This window comes from Streptomyces sp. Je 1-4 4N24 (genome assembly GCF_026239515.1).
In the GTDB taxonomy this organism is placed as follows: Bacteria; Actinomycetota; Actinomycetes; order Streptomycetales; family Streptomycetaceae; genus Streptomyces; species Streptomyces nigrescens.
In genome coordinates this window covers 2,847,490-2,864,793 of sequence record NZ_CP110836.1, presented here as the reverse complement: position 1 = coordinate 2,864,793, position 17,304 = coordinate 2,847,490, and the positions used below count along the sequence as shown (strand labels likewise).

General features: G+C 71.1%; 12 protein-coding genes. 1 reads left to right on the top strand and 11 read right to left on the bottom strand.

Going from position 1 to position 17,304, the window contains the following annotated elements; translation table 11 throughout:
- Positions 1-47: 47 nt before the first annotated feature.
- The 7 genes from SLV14N_RS12045 to SLV14N_RS12015 form a co-directional block, all read right to left on the bottom strand.
- Positions 48-848: an ABC transporter ATP-binding protein gene (locus SLV14N_RS12045; protein WP_208680928.1), complete on the bottom strand. Its 801-nt coding sequence runs from the start codon at positions 846-848 to the stop codon at positions 48-50.
- 190 nt (positions 849-1,038) lie between these two features.
- Entirely contained in the window at positions 1,039-1,749 is a 711-nt protein-coding gene (locus SLV14N_RS12040) for a helix-turn-helix transcriptional regulator (RefSeq protein WP_208680927.1), read from the bottom strand.
- 121 nt (positions 1,750-1,870) lie between these two features.
- Positions 1,871-2,707, bottom strand: a complete 837-nt coding sequence (locus SLV14N_RS12035) for a carbohydrate ABC transporter permease (protein ID WP_263269307.1) — start codon at positions 2,705-2,707, stop codon at positions 1,871-1,873.
- A gap of 3 nt (positions 2,708-2,710) precedes the next feature.
- Positions 2,711-3,631 carry a carbohydrate ABC transporter permease gene (locus SLV14N_RS12030; protein WP_263269305.1) on the bottom strand — a complete coding sequence of 307 codons (921 nt, stop codon included), beginning with the start codon at positions 3,629-3,631 and terminating at the stop codon, positions 2,711-2,713.
- Positions 3,628-4,992 (bottom strand): extracellular solute-binding protein, encoded by a 1,365-nt coding sequence (locus tag SLV14N_RS12025; protein ID WP_208680924.1) that lies wholly within the window; start codon positions 4,990-4,992, stop codon positions 3,628-3,630. Before SLV14N_RS12025 ends, SLV14N_RS12030 begins: the two co-directional genes overlap by 4 nt.
- Positions 4,993-5,055: 63 nt before the next feature.
- Positions 5,056-5,745, bottom strand: coding sequence for a response regulator (locus tag SLV14N_RS12020; RefSeq protein ID WP_208680923.1), 690 nt, complete (start codon positions 5,743-5,745; stop codon positions 5,056-5,058).
- Between the two features lie 40 nt (positions 5,746-5,785).
- Positions 5,786-7,447: a sensor histidine kinase gene (locus SLV14N_RS12015; RefSeq protein WP_263269303.1), complete on the bottom strand. Its 1,662-nt coding sequence runs from the start codon at positions 7,445-7,447 to the stop codon at positions 5,786-5,788.
- 165 nt (positions 7,448-7,612) lie between these two features.
- On the opposite strand from SLV14N_RS12015, the gene SLV14N_RS12010 reads away from it, so the two are divergent.
- Entirely contained in the window at positions 7,613-9,019 is a 1,407-nt protein-coding gene (locus SLV14N_RS12010) for a cation:dicarboxylate symporter family transporter (RefSeq protein WP_263269302.1), read from the top strand.
- 87 nt (positions 9,020-9,106) lie between these two features.
- On the opposite strand, the gene glgB is transcribed toward SLV14N_RS12010, so the two are convergent.
- The 4 genes from glgB to SLV14N_RS11990 all read right to left on the bottom strand — a co-directional run bounded on the left by glgB (position 9,107) and on the right by SLV14N_RS11990 (position 17,260).
- Positions 9,107-11,578, bottom strand: a complete 2,472-nt coding sequence (gene glgB / locus SLV14N_RS12005) for a 1,4-alpha-glucan branching enzyme (protein WP_263269301.1) — start codon at positions 11,576-11,578, stop codon at positions 9,107-9,109.
- 130 nt (positions 11,579-11,708) lie between these two features.
- Positions 11,709-13,217: a phosphotransferase gene (locus SLV14N_RS12000; RefSeq protein WP_263269300.1), complete on the bottom strand. Its 1,509-nt coding sequence runs from the start codon at positions 13,215-13,217 to the stop codon at positions 11,709-11,711.
- A gap of 324 nt (positions 13,218-13,541) precedes the next feature.
- A complete protein-coding gene (gene treS, locus SLV14N_RS11995; protein WP_208680919.1) occupies positions 13,542-15,260 on the bottom strand; it encodes a maltose alpha-D-glucosyltransferase in 1,719 nt (572 codons plus the stop codon).
- Positions 15,257-17,260 carry an alpha-1,4-glucan--maltose-1-phosphate maltosyltransferase gene (locus tag SLV14N_RS11990; RefSeq protein WP_208680918.1) on the bottom strand — a complete coding sequence of 668 codons (2,004 nt, stop codon included), beginning with the start codon at positions 17,258-17,260 and terminating at the stop codon, positions 15,257-15,259. The genes treS and SLV14N_RS11990 overlap by 4 nt, the downstream gene beginning before the upstream one ends.
- Positions 17,261-17,304: the final 44 nt, after the last annotated feature.

Below are 17,304 nucleotides of genomic sequence, written 5' to 3'. Positions count from 1 at the left end.
GATGGAGGGCAGCGCGCCGGGGAGCGCGGGAGGGCCGTGCGCCGGTGTCAGCTCGTACGGCCCTTGGAGTCGAAGAGCCGCATCCGGTCCAGGACGGCGTCCGCGGTCGGCGCGTGGAGCTCCTCGACGATCCGGCCGTCCGCGAGGAAGACCACCCGGTCCGCATAGCCGGCGGCGACCGGGTCGTGGGTGACCATCACCACCGTCTGGTTCATGGCCCGCACCGACTCCCGCAGAAAGCCCAGGACTTCGGCGCCGGAGCGGGAGTCGAGGTTGCCGGTCGGCTCGTCCGCGAAGATGATCTCCGGCTGGGCGGCCAGCGCCCGGGCGACCGCGACCCGCTGCTGCTGGCCCCCGGAGAGCTGCGCCGGCCGGTGTGCCAGGCGCCCGGACAGGCCGACCGTCTCGATGACGCGGCTGACCCATTCCCGGTCCGGCTTACGGCCCGCGATGTCCATGGGCAGCGTGATGTTCTCCAGCGCGGTCAGCGTGGGCAGCAGATTGAACGCCTGGAAGATGAAGCCGATCTTGTCCCGGCGCAGCCGCGTCAGCTGCTTGTCGTTCAGCGACGCCAGCTCCACATCGCCGATCCGGGCCGAGCCGGACGAGATCGCGTCCAGACCCGCCATGCAGTGCATCAGCGTCGACTTGCCGGAGCCGGAGGGGCCCATGATGGCGGTGAACTGGGCCTTGCCGAACTCGACCGAGACGGAGTCCAGTGCGACCACACGGGTGTCCCCCTGGCCGTAGACCTTGCTCAGATCCGTGGCGCGGGCGGCGACGGCAGCGGTGGCGCGGGTGGGGGCGGGGGAACCGGGGACGCCCTGGAAGGCAGCCGCGTGGGACACGGGGACTCCTGGAGAAGGAACGGAAGAATGCGACGTTCCTATTCTTGAAGGCGCAGGTCAGCCCGGTCCTCACCCGCAGGGACCGAAAGCCTCACCGGCCGGAAGTGCCATCACCGGCCCCGGCGTCATCCTCTGGACGGACGGCCCTCCGCCCAGCGGCCGACGGGAGGACTCAGGGGTCCGTCCGCGCTCAGGGTTCCTGCGCGCCGGCCCGGGCCCAGAATTCCGCCACGATGGCGTCGAGAAAGGCGCGCCCCGCCCTGCCGGACTCCTCGGCGCTGCCCCCGCCGCCCCAGTTGAGCGTAGCGGTCATGGTCGCCTGATACTCGCCGTGCAGATCCTGCAGAACGCCCTGGATCCGCTGCCTGGGCAGCGGGACCAGCTTGCCCACGGGCCGGACGTAGGCCTGCCAGCGGGTGGTGGCCGCGCTGGTCAGCAGCTCGGCCAGCTTCTCGTCCCGGCCGGTGAAGCGGAGCAGTGCGGGCAGCGGCAGCCGCAGTACCTCGGCGAGCGCCGCGGCCTGCCGGTCGTTGCCGCGCCACTTCCCGCCGGCCTCCAGACGCTCGTACGCGCTCGCCTCCATGCCGATCCGCCGCGCGAGGTCCACCGGGGCGAGACCGAGCGCCAGACGGTATTCGCGCAGGGTGCCCGGTGCGCCGAGAAGCTCGCCCGGTGTGCACCACAGGGCGCCGGCCAGCGCGGTCAGTTCGGCTTCCGAGGGGCTGCTCTCCCCCCATTCCCAGGACGCCACCGTTTCGGGCGCAATCCGCATGCCGAAGGCGGCCCATATGCCGTAGGCGACATGGGCCGGGGTCATGCCGAGGGCCTCGCGGAGCCGGCGGGCGGCCTCGGCGTTGAAAGGGGGCCGGCGGGGCTCCCCGGCTTGCGTGTTCACCGGCACACGGTAAGTGACGGGGTGCGGCCGCACCTATCGTGCGGATACCCAAGCCGGAAAGTCGTAGGAAGCTACCAGCCGACCGGTTTTCCGGTCCCGCCTGGGCTTTCCGCGGGGGAATATCCCCTCAGCCCTTCACGGCGCCACCGAGCGCGAAGCCGCCGCCGAGCCGTCCGGAGACAAGGACGTACAGCGCGACGACCGGTGTCGAGTACAGGATCGAGAAGGCCGCCAGTTCACCGAAGGCAATGGCGCCGTAATTGCCGAAGAAGGTGAAGATGCTCACCGAGGCGGGCAGTTGCTCGGGGGAGATCAGCAGCATGAAGGGCACGAAGAAATTGCCCCACATCATGATGAAGGTGTAGATCGCGACGACGGCGACACCGGGTCCCATCAGCGGCAGGATCACCCGCAGCAGGGTCTGCGGCCAGGAGGCGCCGTCCGTCCACGCCGCCTCCTCCAGGACCTTCGGCACTCCGTCCATGAAGTTCTTCATCAGCCAGATGGCGAACGGGAGTTGGGCGGCGGCCAGGAACAGCGCGGTGCCGTACCGGGTGTCGATCAGATCGACCTGCACGAACAGCCCGTAGACCGGGACCATGACCGCGGTCATCGGCAGACAGGTGGAGAACAGGACGGTCAGCAGATACGGGCGGGCCAGGCGCGAGCGGAAGCGGGACAGCGGATAGGCGGCCAGTGCCGCGCAGACCACTGTCAGCAGCGTCGCGCCACCGCAGATCAGCAGGCTGTTGAGCATCGGGGTGAAGGTGATCTCGTCGGTCAGCACGGCCGAGAAGTTGTGCAGCGTGGGGGACTCGGGCAGCCGCACCCGCAGCGTCGCCTCCGCGTCCAGGGACGCCAGCACCAGCCAGACCAGCGGGACCGCGAACGCCACCGCGGCGACCAGCAGCCCGGCGTCGGCGGCCAGCCGGTGCCGGCGGTGGCGGTGGCGGGGGAGCGGCACGGCTCAGACCTCCTCGCGCATCAGGCGCAGATAGGCGACCGAGAACAGCGCCGCCACCAGCAGCAACAGCAGCGCCACCGCGGTGCCGTAGCCGATCAGGGACTTCAGGAACGCCTGGTCGTACATGAACACCGGCAGTGTCTGGCTGCGGTTGCCCGGACCGCCCCGTGTCATCACCCAGATCAGCCCGAAGACGGAGAGTGTCTGGAGGGTGTTGAGCATCAGATTGGTGCCGATGGAGCGGCGGATCATCGGGAGCGTGATGTGCCACAGCCGCCGCAGCCCGCCCGCCCCGTCGACCTCGGCGGACTCGGTGACCTCCTGGGGGATCCCGGCCAGCGCCGCGGAGTAGATCAGCATCGAGAAGGCCGTGCCGCGCCAGACGTTGGCGAACGACACGGCCATGATGGGCAGCGTGAACAGCCAGTTCTGAGCGGGCAGTTGGAGCCACTCCAGCAGGGCGTTGAGGGTGCCGCGCCGCTCGAAGAAGGTGTAGAGCAAGAAGCCAGCGACGATCTCCGGGAGCACCCAGGCGGTGATCACCATCGCACCGGTCAGGGACCGTACGGGCCGTGAGGCGCGGCGCATCAGACCGGCCAGCGCCAGGCCCAGGGTGTTCTGTCCGACGAGTGAGGAGAGCACGGTGAACACCAGGGTCAGCACCACGGCGTTGCGGAAGGCGGGATCGCCGAAGGCCCGGCCGAAGTTGGCCGGTCCGACGAAGGACGCCGACTCCTGGCCGGTCAGCTGGGTGTCGGTGAAGGCGATCAGGACGCAGTAGCCGATCGGGCCGACGAGGAAGAGCAGCAGCAGGACGGTGGCCGGGACGAGCGGGGACCAGCGCAGCAGCCGGGTCCGGAAGCCGGCCGACGGGGCGCCGGGTGTCCGGGCGCGGGCCGCGGTCCGGGCGAGGACGCCGGTCATGGCTTGGCGACGGTCCGGCCGTCGACCAGGGACTTCAGCGTCGTGTCATAGTCCGCGGCCGCCTTGTCCGGCGAGGCGTCATCGGCGGTGACCGCCTCCATGGCCTCGCCGATCGCCGCGGCCACCCGGGGGTATTCGGGCAGCGCGGGCCGGTATTGGCTGATCTTGACCAGGCCGGTGAAGAAGCCGATGCCGGGCACCGATTTCCGGTAGCGGGGGTCGGCCGCGACGTCCTTGCGCACCGCGATCTGCGCACCCCGTACGCACCATTCGAGGGCGTTCGCTTTCGACTGGAAGGTCTCGATCAACTTCCAGGCCAGATCGGGCTGCTGGGCCTTGCGCGGAACCGACCAGGTCCAGCCGCCGGCCAGGCTGACCCGGCCGGGCGGGGCGCCGTGCTGGGTGGGGAACGGCGCCTGCCCCAGCGTGGCCGACCACTCGGGCCAGGGGTTGCCGCCGCCCGTCTTCTGCCACTGCTGGCCCAGCCAGGAGCCGTCGAGATCGATGGCGAGCTTCTCCTCGGGCAGCAGCTCGGCGGCCACATTGGTCTGGATGTTGGGACTGAGCGCATCGGAGACATCGGGCCCCAGCCGCTCCTTGTACACCGTGTCAAGGAAGGTCAGGCTGTCCTTGAAGCCCTGGGTGCCGGTGACCCACTTCTTCGCGCCCGGGTCGTAGAGCTGGTGCTCGCCGGTGCCGTACAGCAGCATCTCGAAGCCCTGCATCACGGCGGCCTCGCCCGCGCCCTTGCCGGTGAAGACGTTCAGCGGGATGACGCCGGGAACCTTGCGCTTGATCGTCCGGGCCGCGGCCAGTACCTCGTCCCAGTCCTTGGGCCGCCAGTCGGCCGGCAGCCCCGCCTTCTTGAAGATCTTCTTGTTGAACCACAGTCCGCGGGTGTCGGTACCGTCCGGGACGCCGTAGGTCCTGCCGTCCTGCCCCTTGGCCGCCGCCTTCGCGGCCGGCTCGAACTGCCGCCAGGCGTCCCAGGTGCGGAGGTGGTCGTCCAGCGGCCGCAACAGCCCCGCGGTGATGTCGGAGTTGACCAGGAAGGTGTCCTCGTAGACCAGGTCCGGTGCGGTCCGCGGGGAGCGCATCATCTGCTGGATCTTGGTGTAGTAGTCGTTCTCGGACGCCTGGATCGGGATGAGCCGGACCTTCTTGCCGGGGTTGTCCTTCTCGAACTGCCGTGCCACCAGCCGGACATAGTCGTCCCGCACGGTGACCCTGCTGTTGGTGTCCTTGATGAAGGCGACCTTGACGGTGCCGGAGTCGCTCCCGGACCCGCTGCCGCAGGCGGTGAGCGTGCCGGCGGCCACGACGGTGGCGGCGAGAAGCATCAGCGGGGCGATGGGGCGCACGGCACGACCTCCAACTGGCCACGGTGTCCTGCCCGCTGAAAGTAAGTCACCGGTCACGGTGGGTCAATGGCCCGACCAGCGATAGCGCAATTCGGGGCGGCCGACCTGGCCGTACTGGGGGGCGCGGGCGGCCAGGCCGCTCTCCACGAGATGTTCGAGGTAACGGCGGGCGGTGATCCGTGAGATGCCCACGTCGGCCGCCGCCTCGGTCGCCGTCAGCCCGCTCCCGGCCGCCCGCAGCACCGTGGTCACCGCCTGCAGGGTGGCCGCGGTCAGCCCCTTGGGCAGCGCGGCCGGACGCGGCGCGCGCAGGGCGGCGATCGCCCGGTCCACCTCGTCCTGCCCGCTGGCCTCGCCGGTGGCGGCCCGGAACTCCGCATAGCGGGTGAGCCGGTCGCGGAGGGTGGCGAAGGTGAACGGTTTCAGGACGTACTGCACCACGCCGAGCGAGACGCCCTCGCGCACCATCGTCAGATCCCGCGCCGAGGTGACCGCGATGATGTCGGCGGTGTGCCCGGCCGACCGCAGCGTACGCACCAGTTGCAGCCCGTGGCCGTCGGGCAGGTAGAGGTCGAGCAGCAGCAGATCGACGGCGTGCTGTTCGAGATGGCGGCGGGCTTCGGCGCCGGAGTGCACGGTGCCGGAGACGCTGAAGCCGGGCACCCGCCCGACGTACAGGGCGTGGGCGTCGGCCGCGACCGGGTCGTCCTCGACGACGAGGACCCGGATGTCGGAGGGGGTCACCGCTTCCATCCTCTCCCCGCGGGGCGGGCCGCGCAGGGCGGAGCCCCGCTCATCTCGCGGCCCCCGCCCGCAGCGGCAGCCGCACGGTGAACCGCGCGCCGCCCTCCGGTGCCCGGTCCAGCGTGACGGTGCCGCCGTTGCGGCGTACCGCCTGCTGGACCAGGGCCAGGCCCAGACCGCGGCCCCGGGCGGGTGTGCCCGTGCCCGGCTTGGTGGTCCAGCCCCGTCGGAAGATCTCCTCGGCGGCGTCCGCGGCCACCCCCGGCCCGGTGTCAGCCACCCGCAGCAGCAGCTCGCCCCCGGCCGCCCGTGCGGTGACCCGTACCTGAGGCGGCTCGGTGGCGGCGTGCTCCGGGGTCGGCGCGGCGGCGTCGATGGCGTTGTCCAGGAGATTGCCCAGCACGGTGACCAGATCGCGGGCCGGCAGACCGGGCGGCAGCAGCCCGTCGTCGATCCGGCTGTCGGGCGTCAGCGTCAGTTCCACACCGCGCTCGTTGGCCTGGGCCGCCTTGCCGAGCAGCAGCGCGGCGAGCACCGGCTCGGCGACCGCGCCGACGACCTGGTCGGTCAGCGCCTGCGCCAGCTCCAGCTCCGCGGTGGCGAACTCCACGGCCTCCTCGGCCCGCCCCAGCTCGATCAGCGAGACCACGGCGTGCAGCCGGTTGGCGGCCTCGTGGGCCTGCGAGCGCAGCGCCTCGGTGAAACCCCGTACCGAGTCCAACTCACCGGAGAGCGCCTGGAGTTCGGTGTGATCGCGGAGGGTGACCACGCTGCCGCGCCGCTCACCGCCGGAGACCGGCGCGGAGTTGACCACCAGCACCCGCTCGCTGGTCAGCTGCAGTTCGTCGACCCGCGGGCCGGGCGCCAGCAGCGTCTCGGTCAGCGGTTCCGGCAGCCCCAGCTCCGTGACGCGGCGGCCCACCGCGTCGTCGGACAGCCCCAGCAGCTCCCGCCCGCCGTCGTTGATCAGGGCGACCCTGCGCTGCCCGTCGAGCATCAACAGCCCCTCGCGCACGGCGTGCAGCGCGGCCTGGTGGTAGTCGTGCATCCGGCTGAGCTCCTGGGAGTTCATCCCGTGGGTGTGCCGCCGCAGCCGGGCATTGATCACATATGTCCCCAGGCCGCCGAGCGCCAGCGCCGCGGCGGCCACGCCCACCAGCGCGAGCACCTGGTCGCGCAGCTGCGCACTGATCGTCTTGATGGTGATCCCGGAGCTGACCAGCGCCGTGATCCGGCCGCCGTGCCCGGGGTCCCGGACCGGCGCCACGACCCGCACGGACGGCCCGAGCACCCCCAGGTGCGTCTCGGGGAAGATCTCGCCGCGCAGTGCCGGACCGATGTGCCCCAGGTACTTCTTGCCGATCGCGGACGGCTCGGGGTGCGTCCAGCGGGTCCCGTCCGGCGCCATCACCACCACGAAGTCGACCCCCGCATCGCGCCGCAGCCGTTCGCTGTACGGCTGGAGCGAGGCCGTCGGGTCCTTGGTACGGGCCGCCGCCACGACCGCCGGGGAGTCGGCGACGGCGGTGGCCGCCGCGGTCGCCTGCCGCCGCGCGGTCTCCTCCGCCTGCCGGCCGGCGCTGACGTACGCGAAGACGGCGCAGCCCATCACGACCACCGCGACCAGCACGACCTGCATCGCGAAGAGCTGCCCGGCGAGGCTGCGGGGGCCGCGCAGCCGGCGGGGAGGCCGGGGTCGGGGGAGTCGCATGCAGAACAGTCTGCACGGTTACCGCAGAACCGTCTGCACGGTCACTTTTACGTGAACGAAATGTACGTAAGGGTGACGGGCGCCACAGCGACGTGCATAGTCGCCGGGACTTGTTGTGTGACAGAGCCGCAGATCAGCACACAGCCGTAGACCGAGGAGGCAGCCGTGGCTGCACAGACCCCGCAGTCCGGGGGCACCACCAAGGAGACCGCGCCGGTGAAGCGGGACCGGACCCATTTCCTCTACATCGCCGTGATCGGTGCGGTGCTGCTCGGCATCATCGTGGGCTTCGCCGCCCCCGGTGTCGCCGTCCAGCTCAAGCCGCTCGGCACCGGGTTCGTGAACCTGATCAAGATGATGATCTCGCCGGTCATCTTCTGCACCATCGTGCTGGGCGTCGGCTCGGTGCGGAAGGCCGCCAAGGTCGGCGCGGTCGGCGGACTGGCCCTCGGCTACTTCATGGTGATGTCCACCGTCGCACTGGCCATCGGCCTGGTCGTCGGCAACCTGCTGGACCCCGGCTCCGGCCTCCAGCTGACCGAGACCGTCAAGCACGCCGGGCACGCCCAGACCGAGGGCGGCGGGGAGACTCTGCCCGAGTTCCTGCTCGGCATGATCCCCACCACGCTGGTCTCCGCCTTCACCCAGGGCGAGGTGCTCCAGACGCTGCTGGTGGCGCTGCTGGTCGGCTTCGGCCTGCAGGCGCTGGGCTCGGCGGGCGAGCCGGTGCTGCGCGGTGTCGGGCACATCCAGAAGCTGGTCTTCCGGGTCCTGGCCATGATCATGTGGGCGGCGCCGGTGGGTGCCTTCGGCGCCATCGCGGCGGTGGTCGGCGAGACCGGCCTGGACGCGCTGAAGTCGCTGGCCGTCATCATGGTCGGCTTCTACGTCACCTGTCTGCTGTTCGTGATCGTGGTGCTCGGCGCGCTGCTCCGGCTGGTCGCCGGTGTCAACATCTTCCTGCTGCTGAAGTACCTCGGCCGGGAATTCCTGCTGATCCTGTCCACCTCGTCCTCCGAGTCGGCGCTGCCCCGGCTGATCGCGAAGATGGAGCACCTGGGCGTCAGCAAGCCGGTGGTCGGCATCACCGTCCCCACCGGCTACAGCTTCAACCTCGACGGCACCGCCATCTACCTGACGATGTCCTCGCTGTTCGTGGCCGAGGCGATGGGCAAGCCGCTCCCGCTCGGCCAGCAGATCTCGCTGCTGGTGTTCATGGTCATCGCGTCGAAGGGGGCGGCCGGGGTCACCGGCGCGGGCCTGGCGACGCTGGCCGGCGGACTGCAGTCGCACCGCCCCGAACTGGTCGACGGCGTCGGCCTGATCGTCGGCATCGACCGCTTCATGAGCGAGGCGCGCGCCCTGACCAACTTCGCCGGCAACGCGGTGGCCACCGTGCTGATCGGCACCTGGACCAAGGAGATCGACAAGGGCCGGGTGGCCGACGTGCTCGCCGGCCAGGCGCCGTTCGACGAGAAGACGCTGGTGGACGACGCGCACGCCGGGCCGGTCGCCGCGGAGGTCGTCGCGCCGCGGGACGGCGGGCTGGAGAAGACGTCCGCCAAGGTCTGACCCAGGGCCGGAGGAGGGGAGAAGGGGCGGGTGCCGGAGACGGCACCCGCCCCTTCGGTGCCTCCTGTGGCGACCGGCCTTGAGGGCTCAGGCAGGTCGTAGCCAGAGGGTCGCCAGCGGGGGGAGGACGAGGGAGACGGATGCGGTGCGGCCGTTCCAGGGGGTCGGTTCGGTCTTGAGGACGCCGGGGTTGCCGACGCCGCTGCCGCCGTAGCGCGGGTCGTCGGTGTTGAGGACCTCGCGCCAGGCGGGGAGGTGGTCGGGGACGCCGAGCCGGTAGGCACGGCGGACGACGGGGGAGAAGTTGGTGACCGAGAGCAGTGGCGAGCCGTCGGCGGCGAAGCGCAGGAAGGGGAAGACGTTGTCCTCGCCCGCCTCGCCGTCGATCCAGGAGAAACCGGCCGGATCGGTGTCGCGTTCCCACAGCGCGGGCGTGGCGGTGTACCGGCGGTTCAGCTCGCGCACGAGATCGCGTACGCCCCGGTGGTCCGGCTCCGCCCCGTACGAGGAGTCGAGCAGCCACCAGTCCGGGCCATGGCTCTCCGCCCACTCCGCGCCCTGGGCGAACTCCTGCCCCATGAAGAGGAGTTGCTTGCCGGGGTGGGCCCACATGAAGCCGAGGTAGGCCCGGTGGTTCGCCCGCTGCTGCCACCAGTCACCGGGCATCTTCGACACCAGTGCGCGCTTGCCGTGCACCACCTCGTCATGGGAGATCGGCAGCACATAGTTCTCGGAGTAGGCGTAGATCATGGAGAAGGTCATCTCGCCGTGGTGGTACTTCCGGTGCACCGGCTCCTTGGCGACATAGCCGAGGGAGTCATGCATCCAGCCCATGTTCCACTTCAGGCCGAAGCCCAGACCGCCGAAGCCGCCGGGCCCCACATGGTGCGTGGCGCGGGTGACGCCGTCCCAGGCCGTGGACTCCTCGGCGATGGTGACGACGCCGGGGCAGCGGCGGTAGACCGTCGCGTTCATCTCCTGGAGGAAGGCGACCGCGTCGAGGTTCTCCCGGCCGCCGTGGACGTTCGGGGTCCAGCCGCCGTCCTCGCGGGAGTAGTCGAGATAGAGCATCGAGGCGACGGCGTCCACCCGGAGACCGTCGATATGGAACTCCTCGCACCAGTAGACCGCGTTGGCGACCAGGAAGTTACGGACCTCGGTGCGGCCGTAGTCGAACTCCAGGGTGCCCCAGTCCGGGTGTGCGGCACGGGCCGGATCCTGGGGCTCGTAGAGCGGGCGGCCGTCGAACTCCGCCAGCGCCCAGTCGTCGCGCGGGAAGTGCGCCGGCACCCAGTCCATCAGCACCCCGATGCCGGCCCGGTGCAGCGCGTCGATCAGGAACCTGAAGTCGTCCGGGGTGCCCATCCTGGCGGTGGGCGCGTAGAACCCGGTCACCTGATAGCCCCAGGAGCCGCCGAACGGGTGCTCGGAGACCGGCATGAACTCGACGTGGGTGAAGCCCAGGTCCTTGACGTAGGCGGGGAGCTGATCGGCCAGCTGACGGTAGGTGAGGCCGGGGCGCCAGGAGGGGAGATGCACCTCGTAGACGGAGAACGGGGCCTCGTGCACGGGGCGCGCGCCGCGCCGGGCCATCCAGTCGGCGTCGTTCCAGCGGTAGTGCGACGCCTCCACGACCGAGGCGGTGTCCGGCGGGCACTCGGTCCGCCGGGCCATCGGGTCGGCACGTACGGTCCGGGAGCCGTCCGGCCGGGTGATCTCGAACTTGTACAGCTCGCCCTCGCCGAGGCCAGGGAGGAAGAGCTCCCAGACACCGGACGAGCCCAGCGAGCGCATCGGGAAGCCGGTGCCGTCCCAGTAGTTGACGTTGCCGACGACCCGTACGCCCTGGGCGTTGGGCGCCCAGACCGTGAAGCGGGTGCCGGTCACGCCCTGGTGCTCCATGATCCGCGCGCCGAGCGCCTGCCACAGCTGCTCGTGCCGGCCCTCGCCGAACAGATGCAGATCCAGCTCGCCGAGCGCGGGCAGGAAGCGGTAGGGGTCCTGCACGGTCACGGTGTGGTCGCCGTAGTCGACCAGCAGCTCGTAGTCCGGGGCGGTGCGCAGCGGCAGCACCCCGGCGAACAACCCGTCCCCCTCGGCGGGCAGGTCGGCGCGCAGCCCCTTCGCCAGGACGGTGACGCCCTTCGCATACGGCCGCAGGACCCGGATGAGCAGTCCGCCGCGGACGGGGTGGGCGCCGAGCAGGCCGTGCGGATCGTGATGGGCACCGCCCAGCAGCCGGCCGCGGTCCTCGTCGGAGAGCGGTGTGGCGGCGCGCACCCCGTGGCTGCCGTTCGGCCGCTCCGTGCGGGGCGGGCCCGCGGGCCCGGCTGTCCGGCCGGGCGGTGCGGCCGTGTCCCGGAGGCCGGGCGGCCGGGCGGCGAAAGTGGCACCGGCGGTGCTCCGGCCCGTCGGCGCGGTGCCGGAGGCCGGCGGCCGGGGCGTGGCCGCGTGGCCGGACCGCCCCGCCGCGCGGTCGTCGGCCGCGCCCCGGGCGGGCCCGGTGCCGGGAGCGGTGGGGCGCGGCGGCGGAGAGCCGGAGGGGGATGACGGAGTCATTCCGGCCGGGGTGTGGGGTGACGGGGATGCGGCGGGTGACGGGCGGGCGGTCACGAGAGGGCCTCCTCGGGGCGGGGCAGCGGTCGGAGCTCAGGGGCGGGCGGCGGTGCGGCGGTTCGGTGGAGGCCCCTCACCCCCGGCCGTCGGGCCCGGCGGACCGGGACGGGCCGGTCCCGTCCAGCCCCACGGCCCGCTCCCCGCCCGCCGCCAGACGCCGGATGGCAGCCATCGGGACGGCCAGCCAGTCGGGCCGGTGCCGGGCCTCGTAGAGCACTTCGTAGACGGCCTTGTCGGTCTCATAGGCGCGCATCAGTTCGGGCGCGGAGCGCGGATCGAGCCCGCCGGCCTCCGCATACCCCAGGCAGTAGGCGTCGCGGGTGCGCCGCGCCCACTCCAGCGACCAGGGGTCACCGCCCGCCGGTCCGCTGCGCGCGGCGTAGTCGAAGGAGCGCAGCATCGCCGCGACATCGCGCACCGCGGGCTGCGGCCGGCGCCGCTCGGCCAGCGGGCGGGCCGGTTCGCCCTCGAAGTCGATCAGCGACCAGCGGCCCTCGTCGGCGGAGCGCAGTGTCTGGCCCAGGTGCAGATCGCCGTGGATGCGCTGGGCGGCCCAGCTGCGGCCGTCGTGGCCGACCGCGGCCAGCGCGTCGAAGGCGGTACGCAGCCGGGCCCGGTAGGGCTGCAGCACGGGCACGGCGCGGGCGGTGGCCGCCAGCCGCTCGTTCATCTGGGCGGCGATCACCTCCAGCTGCGGGCGGCGCAGCTCGGTGGTCGGGAGCGTCTGGGCGAGCGCGGTGTGCACCTCGGCGGTCGCATGGCCGAGCGCCCGCGCCGAGCCGGTGAAGTCGGCGCGTACGGCCAGTGCGTTCAGCGCCAGCTGCCAGCCGTCCGCCGAGCCCGGCAGGAAGGGCTGCAGCACGCCCAGTGTCGTCGGCTCGCCGTCCTCGTCGGGGGTCGCCGCCTCGAACCATGCCGCGGGCGCGGGCACCCGCGCGCACTTGGCGTCCGCGAGCGCCCGCGGCAGCTCCAGATCCGGATTGATGCCCGGCTCGACCCGCCGGAAGACCTTCAAGATGAAGGAATCGCCGTAGACGATCGAGGAGTTGGACTGCTCGACGGCGATCGGCCGGCCCGGCAGCCCGGAGGGGATGTCGGCATCGGGCTCACGGCAGAAGCGCAGCGCGCCGAGCCGGCCAGGGACCCGCAGCCGCTCCAGCAGCAGCCCGCAGAGCCGGCTGTCGAGGAGTGCGTCATAGACGGTGCGGCCGCGCAGCGGGCCCCCGCCGGGGCGCCCGATCGCCGCGGGCGCCAGCTGGGGCGGCGGCGCCGGATGCACCCCCAGCAGGAGCTGGTAGCAGTCGCCGCCGGACGGCGTACGGCTCGGTGGTGCGCTCTGCTGGGCGCGGACGAGCAGTTGCAGCAGGCCCGGTGCGGTGCCGTCGCCGGTGCACGGCAGCAGCTCGGTCGCCGAGAGCAGCGTGAAGCCGGTGATCAGCCGTCCCTTGCCGGCGAACCAGCGCTGGCGTGGCACCCAGTCGGCGAGCAGGGGAGCCAGCGAGGACAGCAGATCGGGGGCGGAGACGAGCGGGCGGCGATCAGGGGTGTTTCGGGTGGCACGGGTCGAGGCGGTGTCCGACATGGCGTCGCGTCCTTTCCCCGGGCACACGACATATAGGGCAAAGTGTCCCGGAATGCGGCCTTGACTGTGCGGCGGCGCGGTGGGGGTACCCCCAGACGGAGTCCGGGGACCCTCGGGCGGGATCGTCCGTACGGCAGCGGTCTTCCGGCGTGCGCTGCTCCGCTGCGCGGCGGTCTCCCTCCCGGCCCGGGGGCCGGCGAGGGCTCACCCGGCCCGTGCGGTAGTAGGGAGAGTGCCCGAGCGAAAGGTCAGAAAACGCCCGTACGCGCCATGTGGCCGCGTACGGGCGTCGTCCCGGCGCCCGTGCCGGTCAGGGCACCGGCGCTAACCGGAATTTCTGCGCAGCCGGAACCAGTAGAACCCGTGGCCTGCGAGGGTCAGCAGATACGGCAGCTCCCCGATGGCCGGGAAGCGGACCCCGCCGATGAGTTCCACCGGATGGCGGCCGCTGAACGACCGCAGGTCCAGCTCCGTGGGCTGGGCGAAGCGCGAGAAGTTGTGCACGCACAGCACCAGGTCGTCGTCCGCGCCGCCGGTGCCCGGCGCCTCCCGCAGGAAGGCCAGCACCGCCGGATTCGTGGAGGACAGCTCGGTGTAGCTGCCGAGCCCGAACGCCGGATTCTGCTTACGGATCTCGATCATCCGCCGGGTCCAGTGCAGCAGCGAGGAGGGCGAACTCATCGCGGCCTCGACATTGGTGACCTGGTAGCCGTAGACGGGATCCATGATGGTCGGCAGGAAGAGCCGGCCCGGGTCGCAGGAGGAGAAGCCGGCGTTGCGGTCCGGCGTCCACTGCATCGGGGTGCGCACCGCGTCCCGGTCGCCGAGCCAGATGTTGTCGCCCATGCCGATCTCGTCGCCGTAATAGAGAATCGGCGAACCCGGCAGGGACAGCAGCAGGGCGGTGAAGAGCTCGATCTGATTGCGGTCGTTGTCGAGCAGCGGGGCCAGTCGCCGGCGGATTCCGATATTGGCGCGCATCCGCGGGTCCTTGGCGTACTCCGCGTACATGTAGTCGCGCTCTTCGTCCGTGACCATTTCGAGGGTCAGCTCGTCGTGGTTGCGCAGGAAGATGCCCCACTGGCAGCCGGACGGAATCGCCGGGGTTTTGGCGAGGATTTCCGAGACCGGATAGCGCGATTCGCGCCGCACCGCCATGAAGATACGCGGCATGACCGGGAAGTGGAAGGCCATATGGCATTCGTCGCCGCCGACGCCGTAATCGCCGAAGTAGTCGACGACGTCCTCCGGCCATTGGTTGGCCTCGGCCAGCAGCACGGTGTCCGGGTAATGGGCGTCGATCTCGGCGCGGACCCGCTTGAGGAAGCCGTGCGAGGCGGGCAGATTCTCGCAGTTGGTGCCCTCCTCGGCGTAGAGATACGGCACCGCGTCCAGCCGGAAGCCGTCGATCCCCAGGTCGAGCCAGAAGCGCAGGGCGGAGATCATCTCCTCCTGGACCGCCGGGTTCTCATAGTTGAGATCCGGCTGGTGGGAGAAGAAGCGGTGCCAGTAGTACTGCTTGCGTACCGGGTCGAAGGTCCAGTTGGAGGCCTCGGTGTCGACGAAGATGATGCGGGCGTCGGCGTACTGCTTGTCGTCGTCGGCCCAGACGTAGTAGTCGCCGTACGGCCCTTCGGGGTCGGTGCGTGACTCCTGGAACCACGGGTGCTGGTCGCTGGTGTGGTTCATCACCATGTCGATGATGACCCGCATACCGCGATGGTGCGCGGCGTCCACGAATTCCACGAAGTCGGCCAGATCGCCGAATTCGGGGAGCACCGCGGTGTAGTCGGCGACATCGTAACCGCCGTCCCGCAGCGGGGATTTGAAGAACGGCGGCAGCCAGAGGCAGTCCACCCCCAGCCATTGCAGATAGTCGAGCTTGGCCGTAATGCCCTTGAGGTCGCCGATTCCGTCGCCATTGCTGTCCTGGAAGGAACGCACCAGGACTTCGTAGAAAACGGCCCGTTTGAACCAGTCGGGATCGCGGTCCTTCGCCGGGGTGTCCTCGAACGTGTCGGGGACAGGCTCATTGACGATCAATTGGGTGACCCTCCGATCGGTGAGGACGGTCGCAGCGACAGCACATGGGCGGGCGCGAGCGAGCGGCCCGGCTCCAGGCGCACATAGTTGTCCCTGCCCCAGTGGTAGGTATCGCCGGTGAGCTCGTCGCGCACCGGGAAGGACTCGTGCCGGCCGAGGCCGAGTTCCGGCATGTCCAACGACACCGTCGCCTCGTGGGTGTGGTGCGGGTCGAGGTTGACCACCGTGAGCACCGTGTCGGCCCGGTCGCCGTGCCCCTCGCGCTTGGAGTAGGCGATGACGGCCTCGTTGTCGACGTGGTGGAACTGCAGATTGCGCAGCTGCTGCAGGGCAGGGTGCCGGCGGCGGATGCGGTTGAGCGTGGTGATCAGGGGGGCGATGGTGCGCCCTTCCCTGGCCGCCGCATCCCAGTCGCGCGGCCTGAGTTGGTACTTCTCCGAGTCGAGGTACTCCTCGCTGCCGCGGCGTACCGGCACCGACTCGCAGAGCTCATATCCGGCGTAGACCCCCCAGGTGGGGGCGAGGGTGGCGGCCAGTACGGCGCGTACCTCGAAGGCGGGGCGGCCGCCCTCCTGGAGGTAGGCGTGCAGGATGTCCGGGGTGTTCACAAAGAAATTCGGCCGCAGGTAGGAGGCGCCCTCGCCGGTCAGCTCGGTGAGGTAGTCGGTCAGCTCCTCCTTGGTGTTGCGCCAGGTGAAGTAGGTGTACGACTGGTGGAAGCCGATCTGGGCGAGGGTGTGCAGCATGGCGGGGCGGGTGAACGCCTCGGCGAGGAAGAGCACGTCCGGATCGGTGCGGTTGATCTCGCCGATCACCTTCTCCCAGAAGGCCACCGGCTTGGTGTGGGGATTGTCCACCCGGAAGATCCGTACGCCCTTGGCCATCCAGAAGCGCAGCAGGCGTTCGGTCTCGCGGACCAGCCCGCGGAAGTCGGTGTCGAAGGCGAGGGGGTAGATGTCCTGGTACTTCTTCGGCGGGTTCTCGGCGTAGGCGATCGAGCCGTCCGCGCGGTGGTGGAACCACTGGGGGTGCAGCGTGACCCACGGGTGGTCGGGGGAGCACTGCAGCGCGAAGTCCAGGGCCACCTCCATCCGCAGATCGCGGGCGGTGCGGACGAAGTGCTCGAAGTCGTCGAAGGTGCCCAGGTCCGGATGGAGGGCGTCATGGCCGCCGGCCGGTGAGCCGATGGCCCAGGGGGAGCCGACGTCGTCCGGGCCGGCCGACAGCGCATTGTTGGGGCCCTTGCGGAAGGCGGTGCCGATGGGGTGCACGGGCGGGAGATAGACCACGTCGAAGCCCATGGCGGCGACGGCCGGCAGCCGCTCGGCGGCGGTGCGCAGGGTGCCGCTGACGGCCGTGCCGTCCGGGGCGACGGCGGCGCCCTCGGAGCGCGGGAAGAGCTCGTACCACGAGCCGTACAGGGCCCGCCGGCGCTCGACGACCAGCGGCATCGGGCGCGAGACGGTGAGCAGTTCGCGCAGCGGATGGCGCGCCAGCGCCTCGGTGACCTGGGGGGAGAGGGCGGCGGCCAGCCGGGTCGCGGCGGGCAGCCCGGCGTTGCGCAGCGCGTCCACGGCGGCGAGCACCGCCTCGCGCCCGTCGCTCTTGGGGACCTCCGCGGCCGCCCGCTCATGGAGCTCGGCGCCCTCGGCGAGCATCAGCTCGGTGTCGATCCCCGCCGGGATCTTGATGGCGGCATGCCGCCGCCAGGTGGTGACCGGATCGGACCAGGCCTCGACGGTGAACGTCCAGCGGCCCTCGATACCGGGGGTGACCTCGGCGCTCCACCGGTCGGAGCCGGGTGCCCGCTCCTGCATCGGCGTCCAGGGGCCGCAGCGGCCGGCCGGGTTGCGCAGCACCACATTCGCCGCGACGGCGTCATGCCCTTCGCGGAAGACGGTGGCCGAGACCTCGAAGGTCTCACCCACCACGGCCTTCGCCGGGCGGCGGCCGCAATCGATCTGCGGGCGGATGTCCAGAACAGGAATGCGACCGATCATGGGCTCACCTGGGCTTGTGATGCTTTGCGGGGTTTTGTCCTTTG

Bases quoted from the DNA above. Each gene is read 5' to 3' on its own strand.
- SLV14N_RS12030 (WP_263269305.1), bottom strand. From the start codon at position 3,631: ATGACCGGCGTCCTCGCCCGGACCGCGGCCCGCGCCCGGACACCCGGC.
- SLV14N_RS12020 (WP_208680923.1), bottom strand. From the start codon at position 5,745: ATGGAAGCGGTGACCCCCTCCGACATCCGGGTCCTCGTCGTCGAGGAC.
- SLV14N_RS12015 (WP_263269303.1), bottom strand. From the start codon at position 7,447: ATGCGACTCCCCCGACCCCGGCCTCCCCGCCGGCTGCGCGGCCCCCGC.
- glgB (WP_263269301.1), bottom strand. From the start codon at position 11,578: ATGACTCCGTCATCCCCCTCCGGCTCTCCGCCGCCGCGCCCCACCGCT.
- SLV14N_RS12000 (WP_263269300.1), bottom strand. From the start codon at position 13,217: ATGTCGGACACCGCCTCGACCCGTGCCACCCGAAACACCCCTGATCGC.
- SLV14N_RS11990 (WP_208680918.1), bottom strand. From the start codon at position 17,260: ATGATCGGTCGCATTCCTGTTCTGGACATCCGCCCGCAGATCGATTGC.